At 54.9% G+C, this 22,747-nt stretch carries 21 protein-coding genes; 15 read left to right on the forward strand and 6 right to left on the reverse strand.

Annotated elements, in window-relative coordinates; translation table 11 throughout:
- The 3 genes from BMX75_RS16935 to BMX75_RS16945 all read left to right on the forward strand — a co-directional run.
- On the forward strand, positions 1-322 hold a 322-nt coding region (locus BMX75_RS16935; protein WP_139197179.1), incomplete at its 5' end, for a transposase.
- Positions 323-511: 189 nt separating this feature from the next.
- Positions 512-1,570 carry a hypothetical protein gene (locus tag BMX75_RS16940; RefSeq protein WP_092830725.1) on the forward strand — a complete coding sequence of 353 codons (1,059 nt, stop codon included), beginning with the start codon at positions 512-514 and terminating at the stop codon, positions 1,568-1,570.
- A gap of 515 nt (positions 1,571-2,085) precedes the next feature.
- Positions 2,086-2,838, forward strand: a complete 753-nt coding sequence (locus tag BMX75_RS16945; protein WP_092830727.1) for a Crp/Fnr family transcriptional regulator — start codon at positions 2,086-2,088, stop codon at positions 2,836-2,838.
- 248 nt (positions 2,839-3,086) lie between these two features.
- Here BMX75_RS16945 and BMX75_RS16950 read toward each other — a convergent pair whose 3' ends face one another.
- The 4 genes from BMX75_RS16950 to BMX75_RS16965 form a co-directional block, all read right to left on the reverse strand.
- Positions 3,087-3,569: an invasion associated locus B family protein gene (locus BMX75_RS16950; RefSeq protein WP_340148054.1), complete on the reverse strand. Its 483-nt coding sequence runs from the start codon at positions 3,567-3,569 to the stop codon at positions 3,087-3,089.
- Between the two features lie 230 nt (positions 3,570-3,799).
- Positions 3,800-4,708: a PDZ domain-containing protein gene (locus tag BMX75_RS16955; protein WP_422822082.1), complete on the reverse strand. Its 909-nt coding sequence runs from the start codon at positions 4,706-4,708 to the stop codon at positions 3,800-3,802.
- 32 nt (positions 4,709-4,740) lie between these two features.
- Positions 4,741-5,352 (reverse strand): exopolysaccharide biosynthesis protein, encoded by a 612-nt coding sequence (locus tag BMX75_RS16960; RefSeq protein WP_092830733.1) that lies wholly within the window; start codon positions 5,350-5,352, stop codon positions 4,741-4,743.
- A 206-nt stretch (positions 5,353-5,558) separates the two neighbouring features.
- Positions 5,559-7,790: a glycosyltransferase gene (locus tag BMX75_RS16965; RefSeq protein ID WP_092830735.1), complete on the reverse strand. Its 2,232-nt coding sequence runs from the start codon at positions 7,788-7,790 to the stop codon at positions 5,559-5,561.
- A 117-nt stretch (positions 7,791-7,907) separates the two neighbouring features.
- Here BMX75_RS16965 and BMX75_RS16970 point away from each other — a divergent pair, with 117 nt between their 5' ends.
- Both BMX75_RS16970 and BMX75_RS16975 read left to right on the forward strand, forming a co-directional pair.
- Positions 7,908-8,588 (forward strand): TVP38/TMEM64 family protein, encoded by a 681-nt coding sequence (locus BMX75_RS16970; RefSeq protein ID WP_092830737.1) that lies wholly within the window; start codon positions 7,908-7,910, stop codon positions 8,586-8,588.
- Between the two features lie 119 nt (positions 8,589-8,707).
- Positions 8,708-9,682: a calcium/sodium antiporter gene (locus BMX75_RS16975; RefSeq protein WP_092830739.1), complete on the forward strand. Its 975-nt coding sequence runs from the start codon at positions 8,708-8,710 to the stop codon at positions 9,680-9,682.
- 125 nt (positions 9,683-9,807) lie between these two features.
- Here the strand turns inward: BMX75_RS16975 and BMX75_RS16980 are convergent, their stop codons facing one another.
- Positions 9,808-11,589, reverse strand: coding sequence for a putative bifunctional diguanylate cyclase/phosphodiesterase (locus BMX75_RS16980; protein ID WP_245748627.1), 1,782 nt, complete (start codon positions 11,587-11,589; stop codon positions 9,808-9,810).
- 351 nt (positions 11,590-11,940) lie between these two features.
- Here BMX75_RS16980 and BMX75_RS16985 point away from each other — a divergent pair, with 351 nt between their 5' ends.
- Both BMX75_RS16985 and BMX75_RS16990 read left to right on the forward strand, forming a co-directional pair.
- Positions 11,941-12,735 (forward strand): 2OG-Fe dioxygenase family protein, encoded by a 795-nt coding sequence (locus BMX75_RS16985; RefSeq protein ID WP_092830743.1) that lies wholly within the window; start codon positions 11,941-11,943, stop codon positions 12,733-12,735.
- A 287-nt stretch (positions 12,736-13,022) separates the two neighbouring features.
- On the forward strand, positions 13,023-14,135 hold the full coding sequence (locus BMX75_RS16990) for a mechanosensitive ion channel family protein (protein ID WP_092830745.1): 1,113 nt from the start codon (positions 13,023-13,025) through the stop codon (positions 14,133-14,135).
- A gap of 142 nt (positions 14,136-14,277) precedes the next feature.
- On the opposite strand, the gene BMX75_RS16995 is transcribed toward BMX75_RS16990, so the two are convergent.
- Positions 14,278-15,687, reverse strand: coding sequence for a DUF2254 domain-containing protein (locus BMX75_RS16995; RefSeq protein WP_245748629.1), 1,410 nt, complete (start codon positions 15,685-15,687; stop codon positions 14,278-14,280).
- Positions 15,688-15,929: 242 nt separating this feature from the next.
- On the opposite strand from BMX75_RS16995, the gene BMX75_RS17000 reads away from it, so the two are divergent.
- The 8 genes from BMX75_RS17000 to BMX75_RS17035 all read left to right on the forward strand — a co-directional run bounded on the left by BMX75_RS17000 (position 15,930) and on the right by BMX75_RS17035 (position 22,747).
- Positions 15,930-16,541 (forward strand): LysE family translocator, encoded by a 612-nt coding sequence (locus tag BMX75_RS17000; protein WP_092830749.1) that lies wholly within the window; start codon positions 15,930-15,932, stop codon positions 16,539-16,541.
- Between the two features lie 19 nt (positions 16,542-16,560).
- Positions 16,561-16,968, forward strand: coding sequence for a DUF2784 domain-containing protein (locus BMX75_RS17005; protein WP_422822081.1), 408 nt, complete (start codon positions 16,561-16,563; stop codon positions 16,966-16,968).
- Positions 16,969-17,021: 53 nt separating this feature from the next.
- On the forward strand, positions 17,022-18,383 hold the full coding sequence (locus tag BMX75_RS17010; RefSeq protein ID WP_092830751.1) for a CHAD domain-containing protein: 1,362 nt from the start codon (positions 17,022-17,024) through the stop codon (positions 18,381-18,383).
- A gap of 221 nt (positions 18,384-18,604) precedes the next feature.
- Positions 18,605-19,846 carry a S8 family serine peptidase gene (locus tag BMX75_RS17015; RefSeq protein ID WP_245748630.1) on the forward strand — a complete coding sequence of 414 codons (1,242 nt, stop codon included), beginning with the start codon at positions 18,605-18,607 and terminating at the stop codon, positions 19,844-19,846.
- A gap of 13 nt (positions 19,847-19,859) precedes the next feature.
- Positions 19,860-20,099, forward strand: coding sequence for a hypothetical protein (locus BMX75_RS17020; RefSeq protein WP_092830755.1), 240 nt, complete (start codon positions 19,860-19,862; stop codon positions 20,097-20,099).
- A 43-nt stretch (positions 20,100-20,142) separates the two neighbouring features.
- Positions 20,143-20,733 carry an O-methyltransferase gene (locus BMX75_RS17025; protein ID WP_092830757.1) on the forward strand — a complete coding sequence of 197 codons (591 nt, stop codon included), beginning with the start codon at positions 20,143-20,145 and terminating at the stop codon, positions 20,731-20,733.
- A 166-nt stretch (positions 20,734-20,899) separates the two neighbouring features.
- Complete coding sequence (locus BMX75_RS17030) at positions 20,900-22,186, forward strand: cation:proton antiporter (RefSeq protein ID WP_092830759.1); 1,287 nt, start codon at positions 20,900-20,902, stop codon at positions 22,184-22,186.
- A 66-nt stretch (positions 22,187-22,252) separates the two neighbouring features.
- On the forward strand, positions 22,253-22,747 hold the full coding sequence (locus BMX75_RS17035; protein WP_092830761.1) for an MgtC/SapB family protein: 495 nt from the start codon (positions 22,253-22,255) through the stop codon (positions 22,745-22,747).

Genomic DNA, 22,747 nt, shown 5'->3' on the forward strand with positions numbered 1-22,747 from the left:
CTGGATCCAGAAGGCCCCGACGCCCAGAGCGGCTCGATGGCGCATCACTAATTACCTCAAGGTCATGCAGGCGGCGGTGTCTGAAAAGCCACTACTGAAGCCGATGGGAAAGGCCTTGGCGACCCTTGAGCGGCACGCCGACGCGGTGGTCAGGCGCTGGCACTCGGGACTGACGAACGCGAGACTGGAAGGGATGAACGGTCTTTTTCAAGCGGCTCGGTCACGTGCACGTGGCTATCGAAACGAGGCTAATTTCATCGCTATGATCCACTTGATTGGCAGCCCGGTGGGCCGGCTATTCGATCAGGCCAAATCCACATGAAGTGACGAAGAGCCAGAAATAATCTCCGTAATTGCAAGCAAACTGGAGCATAAGTTTGGGATCAAGAATGCGTCTATCGCACTTGAGCCGGCACCTTGGGCCCGATAACTCATAACAAGCAAAAGCAGGCTGACGCATAAATGCGCCGCTGTTTTGAGCGTTATTCCCTAAGAGGAGAAATAAGCAAAAGTGGAATATGTGATTTATGAGTTTCCTGACTATGCTGAACAAGTAGTTGGTCTTCTATTGGAGGAAAATTGGCTTGTTCATTCATTCCGTTTAAGTGATGAAGCGGATATTTTTAATCCATCTGCATACTTGTATAGTGCAGAAACTAGCGGGATAGAGTACACAATTCATTTAGATCTCAATATATATCAATACATATTGAGCGCATTCAAGAAAGAGAAGAAAAATTCTTTACATAGAAGTGCTATAGCTCTAGTAGTTTTTGCCAAATTTACAAATATTAAGTTTGACCCAACAATCGCAATCTATGAAAAGCTGAACTATAGGAATCAATGTCCAGATGAATTAATTAATGATCTAATATTGTTTCGTCAAATTGACAACGCTGAAATGGATCATTTGGCAGAATTTGCTTTAGGTTTTACCGACTCAATTAAACTTCCTAGGCCAACATGTATAGATCGTTCTCAGTTGAAAGCGAAACTTACGGAGTTTCGCAGATTAAAAAAATGGGATACTCTGTATGCTATCGTTTTGAAGCTAGCCGATTTATACTTTTGTGAAAGAGGTTTGTCGAATGAAGATAAGTTGGAGACATTTTGGCGTTGGTGCCATGAAGAGTTCTTATTTTCATTGGTTGCAACTTGTTTAGCAATTAAGATGTTTGGTAAGCAACCCATGCCAAAGCTAATGAAGTATGCGCCGAAACATTCTGCTGAAAAAAACAAGAAACACTTAGTCAACATGACTTGGGATTTGTTCTTATTAGACAAGTTCTTTGAGAACTGGGTGAGTAAATCGGATGGCCAGGAGTTTATTTATGCTAGTAATGACAAGCCATTGCAGGAGGTCTTAAAGACAGCGATTAATATACAAAATGAGGGCGAAGAGGTTGATTTAACGAAAGATTTATCGCCTTCGTTAATCTCATCATTTACTACTACATTTGATCAAGTTGCGTCAGAGAACGGACGACGTATTTTGTCTGTGACAGACTTTCAATCGTTTCGTGATGGTGTGATTATAAACTATGAGAACGCGTTAAAAATACGGGAATAACAAACAATTCAAGGGTGGTTCACAACGCATGGCGATTTCAGCTAAAGTTGGTTTTTTGTGTTCACGCTGTAATGGTTTAGGTTAGGTGTCGGCGTTGCTCACACCTTAATTGGGCGTTAAAGCGCTACATCAGTGATACCTAAAAGACCGCTCTTGGCCGAAAGCCGACACCACTAGAACTAAAATGCCGATAGGGAGCGTACTGAACACGGCCGTTTCTTTAAATGTATTTCCTTACCCCTTTAAGTCTGACTCTTTTTAGCGCTGTTCGTATTAAACACGCGCACCAATATCCCAATCGACAGAAATAAAATATTTTCTGTCTGTTATGCCTGATTACCAAAATCCAAGCTGGCTCAGCGCCAAGTGCGGCTCACAGGTCTTTCCTGTTGCCGCCCAGCAGGAATGCACTCAACTGCTTGATAATGCGCATTATCCATAACCTATGTTAAGTGAGCGCGTAGGCATATGCATTAGAATAAGGTGAAAAAATCATTTGCCTGAGAGGTAATAGAGTGGCTCTCCTCGATACAGTCGTCATGCGGGGCCTTAGCAACCAAGGGGCATTGTCAACCGAAGACAAAGCCTTTTTGCTGGAACTTGAGCTTAACCCTCGGCACATGTCAGCCAGCGAGGTGCTGTGGTTGGAGAACGGTCAAGCTGATCTGTTCTGCGTGGTCAAGGAAGGTTGGGGATATTCCTATCGTAACTTGAAAAATGGTTCGAAGCAGATTCTAAAGTTCTACCTCCCCGGGGATATCATCGGCATCCGCGATTTTGGCTTCACCCGTCGACTGGCAAGTGCGGCGATGATAAATGACGGTGTGATCTATCCGTTCTCCTATCAGCAGCTTTTTGAACTCTTTGGGCGTTCAAGCCTGGCTGTCGGGATCATGGCCACCGCGATGCGTCAGCAAGCGCTTCTTTCCGAGCGGCTGGTCTATCTTGGTAAGTATGCCGCTCATGAGCAGCTGGCACACTTTCTCTACGAGATCTATCTGCGACTCAAGCGGATTGGGGCGGTGGAGGACAATAGCTTTCTCATGCCGCTTACTCAGGAGTTGATCGGCGATGCGCTGGGAATGAGCCCGGTACACGTTAGCCGGACCTTCTCGATGCTGCGGGAGGAGGGGCTCGTGATCCGAGATCGCCAGCATGTCAAGTTGCCCGATCCCGAGGCGTTGGCGCGGCTAGTCGAGTTCAATGACAGCTATATCGATGAATTCCTACCTTCCGCGTTCTCTGAGCTGCTAAGAGCTACCCCATAAGGCAAACGCGCGGGTCGCATCCGTTGGTATGATTGCTAGCTTGAAGCAACATCGCCATGTGTATGTCTTGGAGGATGCATGTAGGCCAATTTCGCTTACCCATGCTTTCACAATTCGCGCCGACGGATGGTAGAAAGATGTGTTGGTCTGCATCAAGTACAGCGGCTCGCTTCTAGGGCCTGCCGACAACGGCTGGGTAGACAAAACCAGCCTTCGTCGGCCGGTTTTGTCTGGGAAGGCTCCCAAGATCAGGGAGCGATGCGGTTAATTGCGTCGGTAAAGCCGATCAGCGAAATATCCAGGTCCATGCGGTCACCGCTTGGGCCAATCATGCTGAGGGTTGCCGTATTGCCCCTGCGGAGCTGCTGCAACATCGACGGCTCAATGGGGACGTCAGCACGGCACCCTTGCTCCATGCAGACCTGGTAGGGGAACTGGATAGGCTCACCGTTATCGACACTCAATTGCAGGCCCGGGGCCAGACGAACCCCAAGCGGCACGAAGAAGCTCATCGCCGGGTCATCGATCTGGGGTGGGTAGTCGAGCATTACCTGCATCAAGGGCTGGTCGCTGTCAGGTTGAGTGACCAATTGCGCCATCGCACAAGGCGTCGGGCCCTGAGCATTACGCTGGCAACGGACCTCCCAGTCCTGGAACGACTCGGTGGTAACATTACCACCGGAAGCTGTCCCCGGTTGTTGTTGGCTGAAGGCGTTGGGAGACAACGCCAAGATAGATAATAGCCCTATCCTGCATAGGTTTTTAGTCAGACAGTACGGCATTGGCGGAACCTCACGTTGGTTTGCTGATAGTAAATGATAATATCTACCATGCCTGCTTGTTCGCTTGAGGTCGAGCCCCTAGGGTCAAGAAAGGCGGTCACCGCCTCGAGCCGCTATGAAAAAGCGCATCGGTGATATGTGCCACCGATGCGCTGACGGGGTGAACTTTCTCTCAGACGTCAGTCCTCGTCGCCAAGGCGAATGGCGACAAAGTAGGCGCGGCCTTCGCGATTGAGCAGCACAGGCAGCGTTTGATCGCCAGACAGATTGGTCAGCATTTCCTTCAACTGGCCTGGGCTTTCAATCGGCTGCTGGCCGATGCTGACCAGCACATCGCCGGGGCGAATGCCAGCGGCAGCGGCGCGGCCGGTCGGGTCGACCCTGACGATGCGTACCCCGTGTTCGATGCCGAGCTGACGTTTCTCCATGTCGTTCAACGGCTGGACCGCGATGCCGAGTCGAAGCGGATCGCCGTCTGATTGATGAGGACCGGCATTCGGCCACTCGCCCACCTCTAACGTGACGGTCTCATTCTGGCCGTCGCGCAATATGGAGAGCTCGACCTCTTCGCCGGGTGTCGTCTTACCGACCAGGCGCGGCAGCGTGGTGGAGTGGTCCACCTCCTGGCCGTTGACTTCCAGGATGACGTCGCCTGCCTGGAGGCCACTTTCCGCCGCTGGGTCGCTGGGGTCGAGTTCGGCGATCAAGGCGCCTTCGGCCTGTTCCATACCGAAGGATTCAGCCAGGTCTTTGGACACCGGCTGGATGCTGACGCCGAGCCAGCCGCGACTCACATAGCCGTCTTCACGCAATTGTTTGGCAACATCCATCGCCACATCGATGGGGATGCCGGAGGTGACAGAGTGATCAAAGCCAAAGGGCGAGCCGATGGCGGCGACCCACTGGCCGACCTTGAGGTCGTTGGACTCGCCCATCTCCAGGGTTGGCAGGTCGTCAGCTTCGACCTTGAGGACCGCCACGTCGGTCTTCTCATCGGCCCCGATCAATTCTGCCTCAAGCTCGCGGCGATCGTTGAGGCGCACCAGAATTCTGTCGGCATCCTTGACCACATGGGCGTTGGTCATGATGTAGCCGTCTTCATCTCATGATGATCTTCGCATCAGGTTGATGTGATGAGCGGCCCGTTGAAGAAGCCTTCGATGAGCCACCAACTACTGCCGATGATGGCTGTGGAGACCACACCGGCTATCAGGGCAAGGCCGAGTCCCGCGACGACAGCGATGCCATCCCGCTGGGCGAGGCCTAACGACAAAATCAGTACTGCCAAGCCGGGCAGCGTATTACCGAATGGAATCGGGAGCGCTATCAACACGGCCATGATGAAAATGACGACGCCGATGCTGCGAATCGCCAGCGGTGTGTTAAGGCACGCCAAGCGTGCGCTCAGGCGCCGTTCAAGCTTTTCGAGATGAGGCGTTGCCTTGCCCAGGACCCGCTCCAACTGCTCAATTCCGATACGCAGTTGGGCAATACGCGAAGGCAGCCGGATACGCTTGGCGCCGACAGCCATCTGCATGCCAATGAAGGCTAGCGCTGTCCCAAACACCATGCCAGCGGGAATACCAGGCGTGGGCACAATCGCAGGGATCGCGAAAAGCATTAATACCAAAGGAGTCGCGCGCTCATCGAGAGCGTCCAGAATGTCACTTAGGGAGGGGCGTTGATTTTTCAAGCTACCAGGAAGAGCACGCAATACATTGGCCAAGCTCATCTCTTATGCATCCCTCATCCACGTCGTTAGAAGTTCGACGAGTGGAATATATATAGATGGACGGTAAATAGATATCCATCTCTTCCCATTTTTTGCGACAGCCAAGGTCAAGTCTGCGTTGTTTGACAAAAGCCACTGCTATTTCGCCAGGCTCATGTTCATAAGTCCGGGTCAGTCAAGCCATTAAGTCGTCGGGACTCGCACGCTTAATCAGCATGTGACTTACGCCGTGCTTCGATCACGTAGCGGTAAACACGTAGCACTGCTGTGGCAAACTGCTCGATACGGTGTTCGGCGGCACAGTGCGAGGCTTGCTCGCTCATGCGTGCTTTTAATGTATCGTCGCTGAGCAGGGTGTCGATTCGTCCGCACCAAGCCTGAGGGTCGGGGGCGGTTTTGTAGCCGTTAACCCCGTGCTGCACGATATCCTCGATACCGCTGGAGCGGATTACCACAACCGGCAGTCCTGCTGCCATGGCTTCGAGTACCACCATGCCTTGCGTTTCCGAGCGGGAAGCGAAGACGAAAAGCTCGGCCAGGTGGCAGTAGCAAGCCACTTCGTCGGGAGGGACGGCACCCACCAATGTAACGTGTTTGCTAAGGCCTAACACTTCGATTCGTGCCTGCAATCGCTCGTGGTCATGACCCTCTCCAAGCAGTAGCAAGTGAAAGTCGTGCTCACTGCTATCGCGTAAAAGCGCTAAACCATCGAGCATAAAATCGATGTTCTTCTCTTTGCTCAGGCGTGAAATTGACACCAGCACGCGTTTGCCTTCAAGCCGGTAGCGTTGGCGTAGCGTGTCGAGCGTGGCACTGTCAGCGGTGGCAAAACGCGCGTATTCGATACCCGTCGGCTGGACAAAGATGGGTTGTTTGACGCCGATAATCCGCATGTACTCTTCCGCGGAGCTGGTGGGAACAATGACCGCATCGCAGCCGTTGGCAAAGCGCTTCACCAGGGCGTGGGAAATCAAATTGCGGAACAACGGTCCTGGTAGTGGCACATAGTGAGCGTAGTGCTCCAAGCGTGTGTGGTAGGTGTAAACCACGGGTACTCTCAATAACCGGCCCAACAGCTGACCGGCGCGGCCGATCCAGAACGGGTGGTGAACGTGAATCACCTGCGGAGCAAAGGCGCGCACACGCTTAACCAAGCGCCAAGAGAAAATGTTCGCCAAGCGAAACTCTTTGTGGCGGCCCATTGGCAAAAGCGAGGCCAGGCGCAGTATGTCGGCTTCCTCGTCTGGAGGCTGGTGAGGGTAGCCCGGGGCGACGACCAAGACGCTATTGTGAAGCCCTTTCAAACCGCGTTTTAAGCGCTCAACCGATATCGGTACGCCACCGATAAATGGCAGGTAGTTATTGGTGAACATGGCCACGTGAAGTGGCGTATTACCACCGGCATCCGGATCAATATCAAAATCAGGGTAGTAATCCTGCTCGGTGAAAATCCGCTTGTATAACCAGAGCGCGATGGCAATGAACGTGGAAACGATCAGGATGAAGTTCAGGTAGCCAACGTAAAACAGTGAGTAGATAAAAAACCACAAACTTTCCAGCGTGCGCCAGATCGGGTGCTGGCCGATATCCAGGCGCCGTTCGCTAATCTGGAATTCATCACCGTCAACGCTGACGGAGACAAAGTGGTGGTAGCTTTCGTCATCATTGAGCACTAATCCGCCAGCACCGCCGGTGGTGATGTAAGTGGTGCCCCCATGTTGCTGGCGGTCAAACAGGGGCGCTTGTGAAGAGAACACTGCATCCACGCCGGCTTGCTCGATCTGGCGGGTCAACCCTTGGCGTGCGGGGTTCTCAAGGTGATAGTCGTCATCATCGTCCAGGCCGAAAAGCCCTGGGTGGTCCACCGGGTAGAGTGGGTGGGCGCTGAACAGAAACTGGTTGGGTTCGCGCCGTGCGGCGAGCACTTCATCAAGCCACCGCATTTGCCAGCCAAAATCGGTGGTGCCGGTGCTGTCAAGAAAGGTGAAGCGGCTTTTGCCTGCGGCAAAACTGAAGTGATAGGGGCCGAAGTGGTCGTAAAAGCGAAAGCCACCGAGTCGGCTTTCCTCGTGGGGGCCGAAGGTAAGCAGGTATGGCATATCCAAATAACTGAGGGTGCCAAACAGTGCGCGGTATTTGTCTTCGCCACCGCTGGCGACAGCATTGCCAGCCGAGATGATAAAGTCATAGCCCTCGCGATTGAGGCGAGGGATAATTTTGCGCTCAAAAATGCCCACCGAGTTGTTAATGTTGCCCAGCACGGCAAAACGGTACGTCTCACGTTCGGTAAGCATCGACTCAATGGCGTTGACCTGGTCGGCGTGAGCGCTGGCAAAGTCCTGCTCAAAAAAATTCAGGTAAGCTTTGTAACCCAGCAGTGCCGCAATAAGGGCAAGGTTGAGATAGAAAAACCACGAAATGAGTCGCTGGCGGGGCACTCGGAGTGTCTCCTGGCTGGGTGGGTAACAGGGGCGATAAGCTGACACAAACGTGCCCGCGCGTCGACAACCCAATTTTTTACCATGTTTGCAATCGAATTTGGGGAGAAAAAGCGGATGGTGCGTCCCGTCACAATAGCGCTAAGTGTTTTAGCATTGCTGCTTGCACTCGGTGGGTTATGGCAATGGCTGACGGTCAATGACGTTGTGACAGTCAATAGCCTCCGTGCCTGGGTAGCCGCATCACCTCAGTGGCGAGATTCTTCTTGGGTGTTTGTGCTGGTGACGATTGTCTATGTGCTCGCCCTTTTGGTGATGTTTCCACTGAGTATCTTGGTGGCCGTCACCGGTTTGATATTCGGTCCGGTATGGGGGTTTGTTTATGCAACGATGGGGACGCTGGCGTCGTCGGTCGTGTCGTATGCTGTAGGGCATCACCTGGGCCGCGAGGCGTTGATGAACCATGGCGGCAAACACATGAAGGGGCTTTCGCACTACCTGTCCCGTCGTGGCATCCGTGCAATGACGCTGATTAACCTGCTCCCGTTGGCACCTTTTACCCTTACCAATATGATGGCGGGTGCGTTTCACATCAAGTTTCGCGATTACATGGTCGGTTCAACCCTTGGCATTGTGCCGGGGCTCGCCGCCGTCACCCTGCTGGGCAGTCAGTTGGGTGCGCTTGTGACGGCCAGTGACCCGCGCGATGTCATGCTGTCGCTGGCCGGTCTGGGGCTTGGCATCTTGCTGCTATTTGCATTGCGCCACTACTCCCGGCGCAAATCACGCACGCGCTAGCGGCTTGCTGTTACACAGTCGGCCGTAATTAGCGCCGCTTCCGCCATGCAAAGCCTCGCCACCACGTCAGGAGAAGGCGGGCTACATACAGTGCCACTGGCAACGTTTAAGGAGACGTCGTGATCTTACCGATTCTGGCCATCATCCTGGGTTTTTTACTGCTCCTGTGGAGTGCTGACCGCTTCATTGATGGCGCCTCGGCGGTGGCTGGGCACATTGGGTTACCGTCGTTGGTGATCGGCATGGTCATCGTCGGGTTCGGTACTTCGGCACCCGAGATCGTCGTGTCCATCATGGCGGCCCTGGAGGGGAATCCCGAACTGGCCCTCGGCAATGCGCTGGGATCCAATATCTACAATGTTGGCCTGATCATCGGAGTGACGGCGCTGATCGTGCCGATTGCGGTGCATTCGACGATCATTCGCCGCGAGTTACCGCTGCTGTTGCTGTTTGGCGCCGTGGCAGGGGCATTCTTCTGGAATGACCAACTGGGTCGGCTGGAATCCGTGTTGCTACTGATGGGGTTCTTCGGCCTGATGGCCTGGACGACCTGGGCAGCACTGCGTGGCAAGGGTGACCCATTAGCCGCAGAGACTGAACAGGAACTCTCATCGCCTGCCATGACGCTTGGCCGGGCCATCCTGTGGCTCCTGGTTGGCCTGGCGCTGCTGCTGGTGAGTTCGCGGATGCTGGTCTGGGGTGCCGTCTCGGTGGCGAGTGCTCTGGGCGTCAGTGACCTCATCATCGGATTAACGATCGTGGCGCTGGGTACCTCGCTCCCGGAGTTGGCATCGTCGATCGCCGCGGTTCGCAAGGGGGAGCACGATATTGCCATTGGCAACGTCGTGGGTTCCTGCATGTTCAACCTATTAGCGGTGGTGGGCATCGCGGGTGTTATCGCACCGATGGAGGCGCTTTCCGCGGAGGTCATGCGCCGAGACTGGCCGGTGATGATGGCCATGGTCGTTGGCCTGTTCATCATGGGCTTTGGGATTCGCGGAAAGGGGCGGATCAACCGTATCGAAGCGAGCCTGCTACTGCTGGGGTTAGTGGTCTACAACGTCTGGCTGGTAAGTGCTGTGCTGACAGTCTGATGGAGCTGAGTAGTCATGCCGTCGGGCGAATGACTGGGCGGCCAAGGGTGCCGTTTCTAGGCGTGCGATAAAGGCACGGTCGGCCAACTGAAAGCCCGGGGTTGTACGTCAAATCACGACGCGGTTCAGCTCGACGGCTCTTCGTTACCAGGCACAAAACCGCCCAGCAGGCGTTCGATTTCCTTGGCAGGCATCGGACGGTAGAAGAAGAACCCCTGGACGAGGTCGCAATGCATTTCGAGAAGCAATGACAACTGTTCGGCGTTCTCGACGCCCTCGGCCACCACTTCCAACCCCAACCGATGACCAATGAAGATGGCACCTTCCATGATGGCCCTATCCTTCGGCTGCGTGGGTGCGTCGTGGATGAAGGAGCGATCGATCTTCAGGGCGGTGACTGGAAAGTGCTTGAGATAGCTCAGGGAGGAATAACCGGTCCCGAAGTCGTCGATAGCAATGCGAATACCGCGATGATAGAGGCGCCGCAGGTCCTCGAGGACGGTCTCGTCGGCTTCGATCAGGACATTCTCGGTCAATTCGATGCCGATATCCCGCGGGCCTAAGCCGTGACGCTGCAGCGAGTCCTCGAAGTTCTTGAGGGCATCGGGGCGCACCAGTTGACGACCCGATACATTGATGTCGATGCGGTGCTCATGAAACCCCTTGGCACGCCATTCCACCTGCTGGCGGCAAGCCTCTTCGATGACCCATTCGCCCAGTCGATGGATCAAACCGGAACGCTCGGCCAGGGGGATAAACTCCCCAGGCGAGATCGTCGGGCCCTCGGCAGGCTCCCAGCGTATCAAGGCCTCGAGATTCTCTATTCGCCCACTGGCCGCCGAGACCTGGGGCTGGTAGTGGAGGGAGAATTCACCGTTATCCAGGGCTTCCTCGAGTCGCGCCGAGAGATCGTGCTGGCGAACCAGCTCATCATGGAGTTTCTGTTGGAAGAAACGTACAGCGCCCCGACCCTCCAGTTTGGCACGATTCTTGGCAACATCGGCATTACGGATCAATTCGCGTGACGATTCACCATTCTCGGGAAAGAGCGTCACGCCCAGGCAGGCCGTGACATGATGCTCCCGACCATCCAAGACGAAAGGTTCCCGAAAGACATTCTGGACATGACGCACGACCCGTCTGACATCGGGGTCCAAGTGGACGCCGGGAAAGGCCAGCACGAATTCATCGCTAGAGACACGGGACACCAGGTCAGTGACTCGCTGGCACTCTCTCAGTCGCCGAGTCAGCTCAACGAGCAGGCGATCACCCTGATCATAGCCAAGGGCATCATTGATATCGGCGAAGTGATCGATGTCCAGATAGATGGTTGCCAGGCCATTGCCCTGGCGTCGACAGGAATCCAGCAGACTGTCCAGGTCGACCTCGAAGGTCTGGCGGTTAGGGAGATGGGTGAGACTGTCGAAACGGGTGGCGAATTCCAGGTCACGGTGGGCGCGTTTTTGATCGGAAAGATCGACATCCACGCAGAACATCAAGGGTGAGTCGGTATGCTCATTGAGCATCAGATGCTGCGAGAAGACCGATACCAGTTCACCGGTTTTGTGCTTGAGCTCGAGTTCACCGGGGGGTATGTCGACGCCTTCATTGATCCAGGCAGCATGCGCCTGGATCATTTCGTCACGCATGAAGGCAGGGATGATCAGATTTTCCAGTAACTGTCCCAGCGCTTCCTCAGCGGTATAGCCATAGAGACGAGTGCTACCTTCATTCCAGTAAATCACCCGCCGATCGCGATCATACCCCTGAACCGCCACCTTCGGCAGGCTCTCCAGCAGGGCGCGGAATCGCTGCTCACTCTCCAGATACTGGCGGCGTACTAACTCGACTTCTTCCCTGTCGGCATCATGCGAATCGCTGCCATGCGTTGAAGATGTCTTTGACATCTTCAACACGAGCGCACCGGAAAACCTCCTGCGGTTCTTCTTCAGGCGTTCCGGATCTCTGTGATGTCGGGAATCGCTGGCAGTCATGGGATCCACTTAAAGAAACAACACGGTCAAGAGCCATCATAATGGTAACGATAGGCACTTCGTTGTGATTATCCTACACCTATTGGCAGGAAAACCTACATATATACCTCATCAACGGTCTGATACTGTTTTCAAAAAAATCACGCTTATTTAGTACATTTCTTTGACTTATCCTTGCAAATCTTTTCATTTTTCTCCTGTTGACCGCGATGTTTACAACGGCAACACCGGGCAATTCTGCCCAGTTAACAGGAGAGTACCAACATGAAACTCGATACCCTCAAGCACGGTTTCGACCCCACCTCCATGCCTGCCGATTCACTCGCAGACTATTGGAATCCAGGAGTGACCGAGGCGCTGAGACAACAGGATTGGGCGAAAACCGATATTCGGGAGCGAATCGATCTGACCGCCTGGCAGGGGTTTACCGCTGACCTGCCGCGCGATCCCTATGTCAATCAGCGATGGAAGCGGATGTCATGGCTTGCCCTGAATGATCAGGGAGATGTCGAGGATATGGGCCAATGCCCCATGGCCCAGGGAGGGGCCTTCAACGATGCGGAAAGCATGGCGGATCGCCTGCGGTACTATGATCCGCTGACTCGGGAGTTCATGCTACGCCCCGATGTAAAGGCCTTCGTTCGCGCCTGGGCAAGGCTTTGGAGTATCGGTGCGCACGAACCCATTCTGATGCAGATCACCGGGGTTCGCGGAGAAGGCAACATCGACCCCCTTCAGGGACAGGGAATTCATGCCGATGGCTGCAAGGCGCTCAGCATTCTGGTCATCAATCGGGAAAACGTGGCGGGGGGTGAGAACCACCTCTACGCAGACAAGGCCGGCACGCAACCCTTGGTTGATATCACCATGGATCCGGGTGATATCCTTCATCTGCGCGATGACCGGCTATTTCACAGTGTCGACGGAATCGAACAGCTCGACAGCGAGGCACCCTTCGAGCGGTTCATCATCATCATCAACAGCCGCTTCGTGGACGAGTTCCAGAACCGGATGTTGCGTCGCCACTTCCCGGAAGCGGTCCTCAATGAGAGCGAATGACACTCTCGGTAAATTCAGAACCTAGCAACACCCACGCCCCCGGAATTCCGGGGGCGTCTTGGTTGTGCGCCAGGCAAGACACGCAGCGCCTGGTGCAGCGTGTCCGCAAGTTCCTCAAGCGTGGCAGAGGGCGCAACATCCGACGAGGATCTTTGGGCTAGAGACGCTAATTTCATAAGTGCGTACAGTTGCAGAGATTTATCAAAGTCTGTAGGTGACTTTCTGGCCTTTCCGAACCGCATATTTTAGGTTATTCGGGGTGGGGCCACCGTATATAAGGAAGGGCAATGCTGAAAACTTTGGAAGCTGGTTTACAGGCCTGGATGTTGCCGGGCATCTTGACGTTGCTTGCCGTGATAGCCAGTTACTTCCTCTACCGGCTGACACTAGCGGTGATCCGCCATTTTTCGAAACGGCGAACCGTCCCCCGGCTATTTCTGGATGCGGTTGACAAGGCGCTGGGCTTGGTTATCAGCCTGCTGGTACTCAGGGCTATGCTTGATGGCGCTCCGGAGGGCCTGCTGCTCTTGAGTCCGTTGAAGCAGATGGCCACTTTGCTACTGATTCTGTCACTGACCTGGGCGGCCGTTCGTCTGACCTCCGTCATTGGCGACGTTATCGTGTTTCTGAATCCGGTATTGGAAGGGCAGTGGAAACGGGCCCGCAAGGTAGAGACACAGACACGCTTCCTGGTCCGTTGCCTGAATGTCCTCGTTGTCATCGTGGGCTTTGGTGCCGCGCTGATGACTTTCGAACCGGTGCAGAAAGTAGGCGCCAGTCTGCTGGCGTCCGCCGGTGTTGGCGGTATTGTCCTGGGTTTTGCTGCACGGCCGGTACTCAGTAACCTGTTATCGGGCATTCAGATTGCGCTCACCCAGCCGTTCCGCATTGATGATGTGCTGATTGTGGAGGGCGAATGGTGTTGGGTCGAGGAAGTGACCGCAACCTATGTCGTCCTGCGGGTGTGGGATCAGCGTCGGCTTATCGTACCGTTGCAGTGGTTTATCGAGAACCCTTTCCAGAACTGGTCGCGGAACACAGCGGATTTGCAGGGCGCGGTCTTTATCTGGGTGGATTACACCATGCCCATTGAGCCTCTGCGCCAGGAGTTCTCGCGCTTGCTGGATACGATGAAGCAGTGGGATGGCAAGGTGGCGACGGTTCAGGTGACCGACGCCAATGAACAGGCGATACAGGTGCGCTTCCTTATGAGTGCACCTAACTCCAACCAGAATTGGGATCTGCGATGCGCTATTCGTGAAGGGCTGGTGACGTTTATACAGCAGCATTACCCCTCGCAACTACCCCGCCTTCGGGCGCGATTGGAGAATACGGCTCCGGAGTTTGAGGGCGGCGCCATACTGAATCGTTCCGAACCTTCCGGAGGCTCCAAACCTTGAGTGGGTGTAGCCTGCCAGTCTCTCGGTTGACATGAATGGTAGGTGCTTACCTGGGACTGGCCGGTGATGATGGCCAAGGTGGCTGTTGATCATGGGCTACGGGGTTCGCGGCAAAGGGGGGATCAATCAAGTCGAATACCCGTTATGGTGCGTTTGGTTCTGTTATGGGTGGCAATGCCGAAAACTCAGCAGTTTTGCGCACAGCATCGATATCGTCTTGAAGCGACATGGCGATTTCTGAACGGGCCAGTGCCATTCTTGAATGTTTTCGGGCGGCCGCCACCATCGCACTGTCATCTGTTCCGGCCAGAGCGAACAGGGCTTTCTGCAATCGGATCGACACCTCAACCATATCCGCGCCGTCCCGGGCAATTGCCGTAAAGGCATCGTCGAACAGATCGTCGATCAGCAGTTCTGGCACTGAGATACGGTGGTAGGTAATCGCTTGCAACCGGTCTATCTCTACGGGGGATTGCCAAAGGGTGAATAGTCGCACCAATGTGCCAATAACATTTATCGCGGTTCCCGGGTCATTGATGCCCGGTGACAGCGCTTTGTCGGCGATTTCGGACAACGCCAGCAGCCCGAAGCGAGGATCATCTTCAAAGGTGCGGCTTGAGCCAATTGTGAAGGCACTGGAGAAAGCCTCTGTCTCGAACGCCTTGCATTGTTCGACGTCTTTATCAATATGAAGCAGTGGAAGGCGTGTATGAGCAAAGGTACCCGGCAGTACCGCTACCGTTACGTGGCAATTGTGCGCTTCAGCACAGGCTTGTAATGCCTCCAGGTCGATATGCTGGACATAGCCAACTTTTGAAGAACAGACGGGAACGCCCTTGTTAGCCGCTTGATGCGGGGAGGCTGTCAACGCGCCGAGTGAAGGTGCATGTCGGCGGCGGTCCAGTGCGTCGCCTGCTGCCTTTTCCGCTTTCTCAATGGTATTCACCACTTTGCCTAGCCGGGCGATTCTGTCCACCCAGCGAACGAACGTGATGATGACAATGGCAAACACCAAAAGCGTCAGGGCGAAGATTGCAAACCGGCCTGCCGCGTCAAACATGTCATTCTGGAGGGTTATCAGCGAAACAATACTGAAGATGAAGGCGCCTATAAACGCCGACAATGCGTTCTGGGTAACGTCATCCGCAATCACCAGCGGGATGGAGCGGGGCGTTGCCCCGGTGCTGGCGGATGCATAAGCGGCGACCATGGAGCCCACTGCAAATGTCGCAATCACCAGCATGCTGGATGCCATGATGGTCAATAGCGATTCGACAGACGCCAGGGTGATATCGGGTAGCACACTCGACAGCCCCATCGTGTCAGCGAGCATGGCGATGAATGTACCGCCAATAGAAAGCACGCAAAGGAGCAGTGGCTTGACCCAAAGACGCTCGTTAATCCGACCAAAGGCAAAGCGTAGCTTGTCCAGGGTGAACAGCTTTGATTGAGCCATAATTCCATTCTCTGTGGTTAGGCTCAGGATTCTGAGGCCGACTTGTGAAAATTTAAGGGGCTGTCCGACGTCGAACCCAGTCGAGCTAACGGCCACACATATGCTGTCTTCGTACTCCCGTGTCTGCACCCACCTAGGCAACCCAACAAGCGCCCAGGCGAGAACCGGTATCTTGAGAGTGTACGCCCTACCGAGATGTGGAGGAATACAGCGAGCGCCGCATAAGCGTTGTAAAAAGTGCATTCCATCGGCCAGGTATGCCAGGATTACCGCTTATCGTCGGCAGCGAGTGCTTGCATCTTTTAGGCGCTTAATGGTGGGTGTTCAGGAGTTTATCAATGCAGCTCGATATGTGGTTGATCTATTTCGTCAGTTGTGTGGGCTTGTCGTTGTCGCCCGGCCCCAATGGTCTGCTCGCCTTGACGCATGGGGTGCTTCACGGAAGTCGCAAGACGCTGTTCACTATTTCAGGCGGCGCGATAGGGTTTGTCATCGTGATAGCCCTCTGCATGTTTGGTATTGGGGCGCTGGTCAAGTCTTCCGTCATCTGGCTTTCCGTGCTCAAGTGGGTAGGGGGTGCCTATCTCATCTGGCTTGGCATTCAGGTATGGCGCTCACCGCCGGTTTCCACGACGGCTGATGCTGACGAAAGGGTGACCAGCAGTTGGTCGCTTTTCCGCCAAGGGGCGCTTGCCTCGATAACAAACCCCAAAGTGCTGCTGTTCTTTAGCGCCTTCTTGCCGCAGTTTCTTGACCCGCAAAATAGCCTGGTGCATCAGTTTGTCATCATGGCCGCGACCTTCGTGATGACGGAATTTCTGGCGGAATTCATCCTTGCAAGCGCCGCTAGCCGTATCCGGCACTGGTTAGAGCGTGCCGGGCGTGGGTTTAATCGCGTTTGCGGAGGTCTTTTCATGGCAATTGGTGCAGCGCTGCCGTTGCGGGCCTGAAGCGTCTATGGAATGAATCGTGATATCTGAAGAGTGGCTACTGCTGTTGCTCGCAGACGCTATCCTGATACTCCACGTACTATTTGTAGCCTTCGTGGTATTTGGCCTGTTGGCTATTTACGCAGGGTACTTCCTGGCGTGGCAGTGGGTGCGTCATCGCGTTTTTCGTATCGTGCACTTATGCGCCATCGGCTACGTCGTGGGGCAAGCCTGGCTGGGAATGATCTGCCCGCTGACGACCTGGGAGATGGCGCTCAGAGCCGAGGCGGGGGCGGCCACCTATGCCGGGTCTTTTATTCAGCATTGGCTGCATAGCCTGCTTTACTACAGCGCCCCGGACTGGGTGTTTGGCATCGTTTACAGCGTATTTGGCGGCTTGGTGCTGACAAGCTGGTGGGTGGTCAAGCCGGGTAAACGGATTCACTAGCATAGGGGGTGTGTACTAGGCTTTGTGAAGCATGTCGCAATAAGGAGGCACACATGCGGCACCTTTACGTAATGCGTCACGCCAAGGCCAAGCAGCCCAGTGGCAACATGAACGACCACCAACGGCCGTTGCGTAAACGGGGGAAACGTCAGGCGACGGCAATGGCGCCTGTGCTACAGCGCTGGCAAGCGTTGGAGGGGCAGGTTTACGTCAGCACGGCGGCGCGTACGCGGGAAACCCTCGACGACATCGCCGCGCAGTTGCCCGAACGAGCACTCATCAATCAGCTTCACCTTGATGACGCTCTCTACACCTTCGATGGTGAAGAGGTGCTTGCATGGCTCAAGGCACTGCCTGATGAGCTTGAAAAAGTGCTGGTCATTGGTCACAACCCGGCACTGGTTGATCTTGCCCGTTGGCTCGATGAGGCAACGCCGACTTCGCTGCCTACCGGCAGCGTGCTGCATTTCACTTTGCCCGATACGCCCTGGTCAGCCATGGAACAGGGCTGTGCGGAGCTGGTGGGGCGGCTGACCCCGGAAGAGGCCAGCTATTCACTTTTCAAGCGTCTTGCCCCCAAGCCACCTGATCGCAAGGGCAGCACGTCTAAACAACTCCGAGCCATGCTCACGCATCAGTACCGGATGGTCAGGGCCCTTGAGCCAGGGGTGATGGCGGGCGTTGATACTGAATTTTTGCATCAGTACCGGGTTAACTTGCGTCGCAGCCGAGCCGTGGGGGAATCCATACGTTCCATTACCAAAGTGCCTGGCCTGAAAAAAATGCTCAAGCGGCTCAAGCACCGTGCCCGGGCCACCAGTGACCTCCGTGACCTTGATGTGTTTCTGGAGGATATTGCCGATACGCCGCCGCCGCTTTCTTCCGCGACTTATCAGGGGTTGCAGCATTGGCTGCAGGGTTGCCAACGCGCAGAGCACCAAGCCCTTTGCGAGCAGTTGAGCGCGCCAGCCTACGCTGAGGAAATGCAAAACTGGCAGAGGTTTATCGCTTCCGATGACGTCAGTAAGGCGCTCGCCAAGCTGACGCCCAAGCGCATCAAGGCGGTGCTCAATAAGCGCATTGCGCGTCACGATGAGGGTCTGGCAGCACTGTCTTCAGATAGCTCTGACACTGCTTTGCACGAACTTCGCAAGGGCGTGAAGCGCATCCGTTATCTGGCCGATCTGAATCCAAAGCGCTCCAAGCCCTTTCTGACAGAATTGAAGCGCCGCCAGCGCCTGCTCGGTGACTTTCAGGACCTATGTACCCGGCAGGCCTGGCTGAGTGCCTTCAGCGAAAGTCCGGATAATGACTCTGAACAGAAGGAAGAGTGCGCGTCATGGGGCGCCTCGTTAGAGAAGTCGAAGCATGAACTGCGCAAGGAGGTGTTGGCGTTGTCGCCATTGGCCCGCTAATCGACACCAATCTGGCGAAGATCACCAGGTACGTTAAGCTAAAGCCGTGGGTTTCTACATGACGACGCAAGGGTTTCCATAGTCAAGCACTTGAACCATAACGTTTTACAGTCAAACGCAAAAGGAGGCCTGGGATGGTTAAAAAACCGCAAGGAAGCGGCAGCTCGCCTTCTGACTCGAGCGGGTCACTTAACTCTGTTTCCTGTAGCACTGAGAAACTTTTGCTGGCCGCTCTGGAGCGTGGCGGTAGCTGTCTGGAAACGGGCCGCTTTCTTATCAGTTACCATAAGGGAAGAGTCGAAGAGGGTATCAAGGCACTCAAGGCTCAGAACTTCCGGGTGGCCGATGCGCGCGACTTTACCGATCAGGCCGTCAGCCTGGAAGAGGCCGGAGATGCTGAGGCGATGGTGTTCCCGGAGTTGGGTGTCGCACTGGTTGGCGGTGACGCCCTAGGACAGCACGGGATGAGTGTTTTCGATAAGATCGCAGCGGACAGCCCGATCGAAATTATTGAGCCCGAGTATTTTGCGTTTTCTGAAAGCTCTGATTCTAAAAATTCTGAGTACCTGCGGGGCTTTCTGCGGGCAGCGAGTGTCATCGCGCGTGATTTGGGCGTTGATCTTGATAGTAACGAGCACGATGAGTCGCGCGAAATGGACGAGCTTGAGGTGACTTGGGGGCTGAGCCAGTGCAAGGTGCCGCAAAGCCATTGGAGTGGCGCTGGAATTAAAGTCGCCGTGCTGGATACCGGGATGGATCTTGGCCACCCGGATTTCGCTGGCCGGGAGTTCGTTACCCGATCCTTCGTTGGGGAACCGGTTCAAGATCTCAATGGGCATGGCACGCACTGTATAGGCACAGCCTGTGGCCCGAAAGCGCCTTCCGACAGTACGTCGCGTTACGGTATCGCGTTCGATGCTCAGGTCTTGGTCGGCAAGGTGCTGACTAATTCAGGCAGCAGCACCGGAGCGGGCGTACTTGCAGGCTTGAACTGGGCGATTGCCCAGCGCTGTGAAGTGATCTCGATGTCCCTCGGCAGCCAGAGCCCGGTACAGGCCGCCTACACCCATGCGGGTGAGGCGGCACTGCGTAATGGGTGCCTGGTCATCGCCGCCGCGGGCAATGCCTCTGCACGCACTGGCGCGCCCGCCAATTCGCCCAGCGTCATGTCCGTGGCGTCACTCGATGAGAACCTGACGCCTTCCCGTTTTTCCAATCATGGCAAAATCGAGATTGCCGCGCCCGGGCGGGATATCTTCTCTTCCTGGCCACGGCCGAGTCGCCATAAAACGATCAGTGGCACCAGCATGGCGGCGCCTCACGTAGCAGGTTGCGCGGCGCTCTGGGCGCAGTCTGACTCGTCACTGCGCGGGATGAAGCTGTGGCAACAGTTGGTGGCGTCGGTGCAAACGCTGCCATCGCGTGAATCCTGCATTGGTGCAGGATTGGTACAAGCGCCCTGAGAGAGGATGATCGATGCCGAAGATAGCGCTATGGATAATTACGATTTCTAACGATCAATCGATCAATGACATCGCCACACGCCTTAGTGAGGAGGGGTTGACCGTTAAGGAGATCCTTGAAGAGATCGGGTGTATTACCGGGTCGGCAGACGAGGTCACGGCTGAGCGGCTGAAAAGGGTTAAAGGGGTGGTGGATATTGCCCCTGATATGCACATCGATGTGGGGCCACCGGGCTCTGAAGAGACGTGGTAAGGCAGCTGGCTATTAGCCAATACGGGGTGAAAAGGGGGTGGGTTTGAGCGAGTCATTACAAGCGCTGCTAGTCGAATTAGAACAATTTGGGCAGGAAAACGATGCTGCAATCGCCGAGCGCCCACAGCGGATGCTGAATATCACCCGTGATACCGGGGAGTTTCTGTTGGTGCTTACCCAGGCAACCAACGCTCAGCGTGTGCTTGAGATTGGCACGTCCAACGGGTATTCCACCTTGTGGCTGGCTCAGGCGGCGCAAAAGATTGGCGGGCACGTTACAACTATTGAGCAATCTGACTTCAAGCTTGAACTCGCCGCCAAGAACTTTGAACGTTCTGGCCTCTCTGCGTTTATCACCCAGCTGCGTGGGGAAGCAGGCGGCCTGATCGGCGCCCTGCATGACGAAAGCTGTGACCTTATTTTTCTGGATTCCAAACGCTCGGCGTATGTGGCCTGGTGGCCTACCCTTAAACGTTTACTACGCAGGGGCGGGCTTCTTGTCGTTGACAACGCCACGTCCCACGCCGATGAAATGGATTCTTTTATGACGTTGGTATCGGCAGATGCTGATGTCACTACCTGCACAGTACCCGTCGGGAATGGACAGTTCCTGGCCACTCGGTGTGCCTTTTAGCGGCATAGCCTGCAGGGACCGCCAATTCTGGCAGCTTTGTTCCGTAACATGGAATGACGATTTAGCTGAGGTGATCGCCAGTTTTGTGGGTGCCATCGTATTGTGTTCGTGACCGGACCGCTTTCATGCGCCACACTGCTACTCAACCCGCCTCGGATGAATCCCTGTGACCAACGCTACCTGGTTTGTATTGATCGGAACCCTGCTGATCATGATGGGGTTGCGTTCGCCCGTCCTCCAACGCCTGCGGCTGACACCTTCCATTGTCTATTTGGCTATTGGGGTGACTCTGGGTCCGTCGGTCTTGGGCGCATTTCATTTTAATCCGTTAGAACAGGCGCATTTGCTGGAAGTGCTCGCTGAAATTGCGGTTCTCGTATCGTTGTTTATCGCGGGTATGAAAATGCCGATGCCGTTCAAATGGCGGGAGTGGAATGCCCCCGTTCGTCTCGCGATTATCTCCATGACCATCAGTGTCGCCCTGACCGCTGTGTTTGGCTATTACGTGCTGGCCTTGCCACTGGGGGCGGCGATTCTGCTGGGGGCTATTCTGGCACCCACTGATCCCGTTTTAGCCACCGATGTTCAAGTCCGGCACATGGGGGATAAAGATCCTTTACGTTTCACGCTGACCAGTGAAGCGGGCATGAATGACGGCAGTGCTTTTCCGTTTGTCATGCTGGGGCTGGCAATGCTCAGTTCCCCGGTTAGTTACGAACTTTTTGGGGCTTGGGTGTTAAAGGATGTTTTATGGTCGACAATCGTTGCCCTGGTTGTCGGGCTCGTAATGGGCCGCTTATTAGCACAGCTGGTATGGAAACAGCGCTTTCTCAGTAACGAAGGCCCGTTGCTGGATGACTTTCTGGGTATGGGCTTGATCGGCGTGGTCTATGGTGTCTGTCTGCTACTCGATGCCTGGGGGTTTCTGGCCGTTTTCGCGGCGGCCATTTCACTTCGTCAGTCGGAACTTAAGCTGGCAAGTATTCACGGGCCTAACCAAGAAACGGGCTTCAACCGGCAAATTCCGGTTCATTCCGAAGAGCCGACGCCACCGCATAGCACCCAAGTATCTGAAGGTTCCATGTTGTTCAAGGAGTCTCTGGAGCGGCTGTCCGAGCTGGTGCTGGTCATGCTGCTGGGTGGAATGTTGTTTCTTGACTCATGGAGTTTAAGGGCCGTCGGGGTGGCGCTGTTCCTTTTTCTCGTGGTTCGCCCCGCCAGCGTATTCTTGGGTCTGCTGGGTTCTGGCACACCGCTGCGGCTGCAGGTGCTGGTTGGCTGGTTCGGCGTACGTGGAATCGGCTCGATCTATTATTTGATGTTCTCAATCGTCTTTGGTCTGCCGGAAGCGCTGGCCGTGGAACTCATCCACATTACGCTAGTGGTTATCGTGCTCTCGATCGTCATCCACGGACTAACCGTCAAACCGATGATGACAAAGTGGTGGCCATAATCAGGCACAGTGCACCGGTTTTCCCTTTACAACCCGCTTTTTTAGTTAACTAACAGGAATGAAGTGATGGAATCGATCCGCAGTGTCGTTATTTCTGAGTTTTCGGATTTCAATGACGTAAGTGAGCTTATTATTTTGATAGTTCGGCTACTGATGGCTATCTTGCTGGGCGGGCTGCTGGGGCTTGAGCGTCAACAGAGCGGCAAGGCGGCTGGAATACGCACCCATATGCTTGTTTGCATGGGCGCTGCGTTATTTATATTGATTCCGCAGCAAGCAGGTATTTCGGATTCGGAGATGAGCCGAGTTATTCAAGGTGTTATTGCCGGGATCGGCTTTCTTTGCGCCGGAAGTATCATCACTGGCAAGAATGATCAGGCTGCTACAGGGCTTACCACGGCAGCCGGTATTTGGTTCACAGCGGCCATCGGCATAGCGGTTGGCCTTGGGCGTGAGCAAACGGCGGTACTGTGCACGCTTCTGGCTTGGCTGGTGCTTTATGTGGTGCCTTTCTTTTCCCGGCCCATCAGCAAGAAAAAAGCTTCAATCTCTGATGATTAA

The organism is Vreelandella subterranea, assembly GCF_900111305.1.
Lineage (GTDB): Bacteria > Pseudomonadota > Gammaproteobacteria > Pseudomonadales > Halomonadaceae > Vreelandella > Vreelandella subterranea.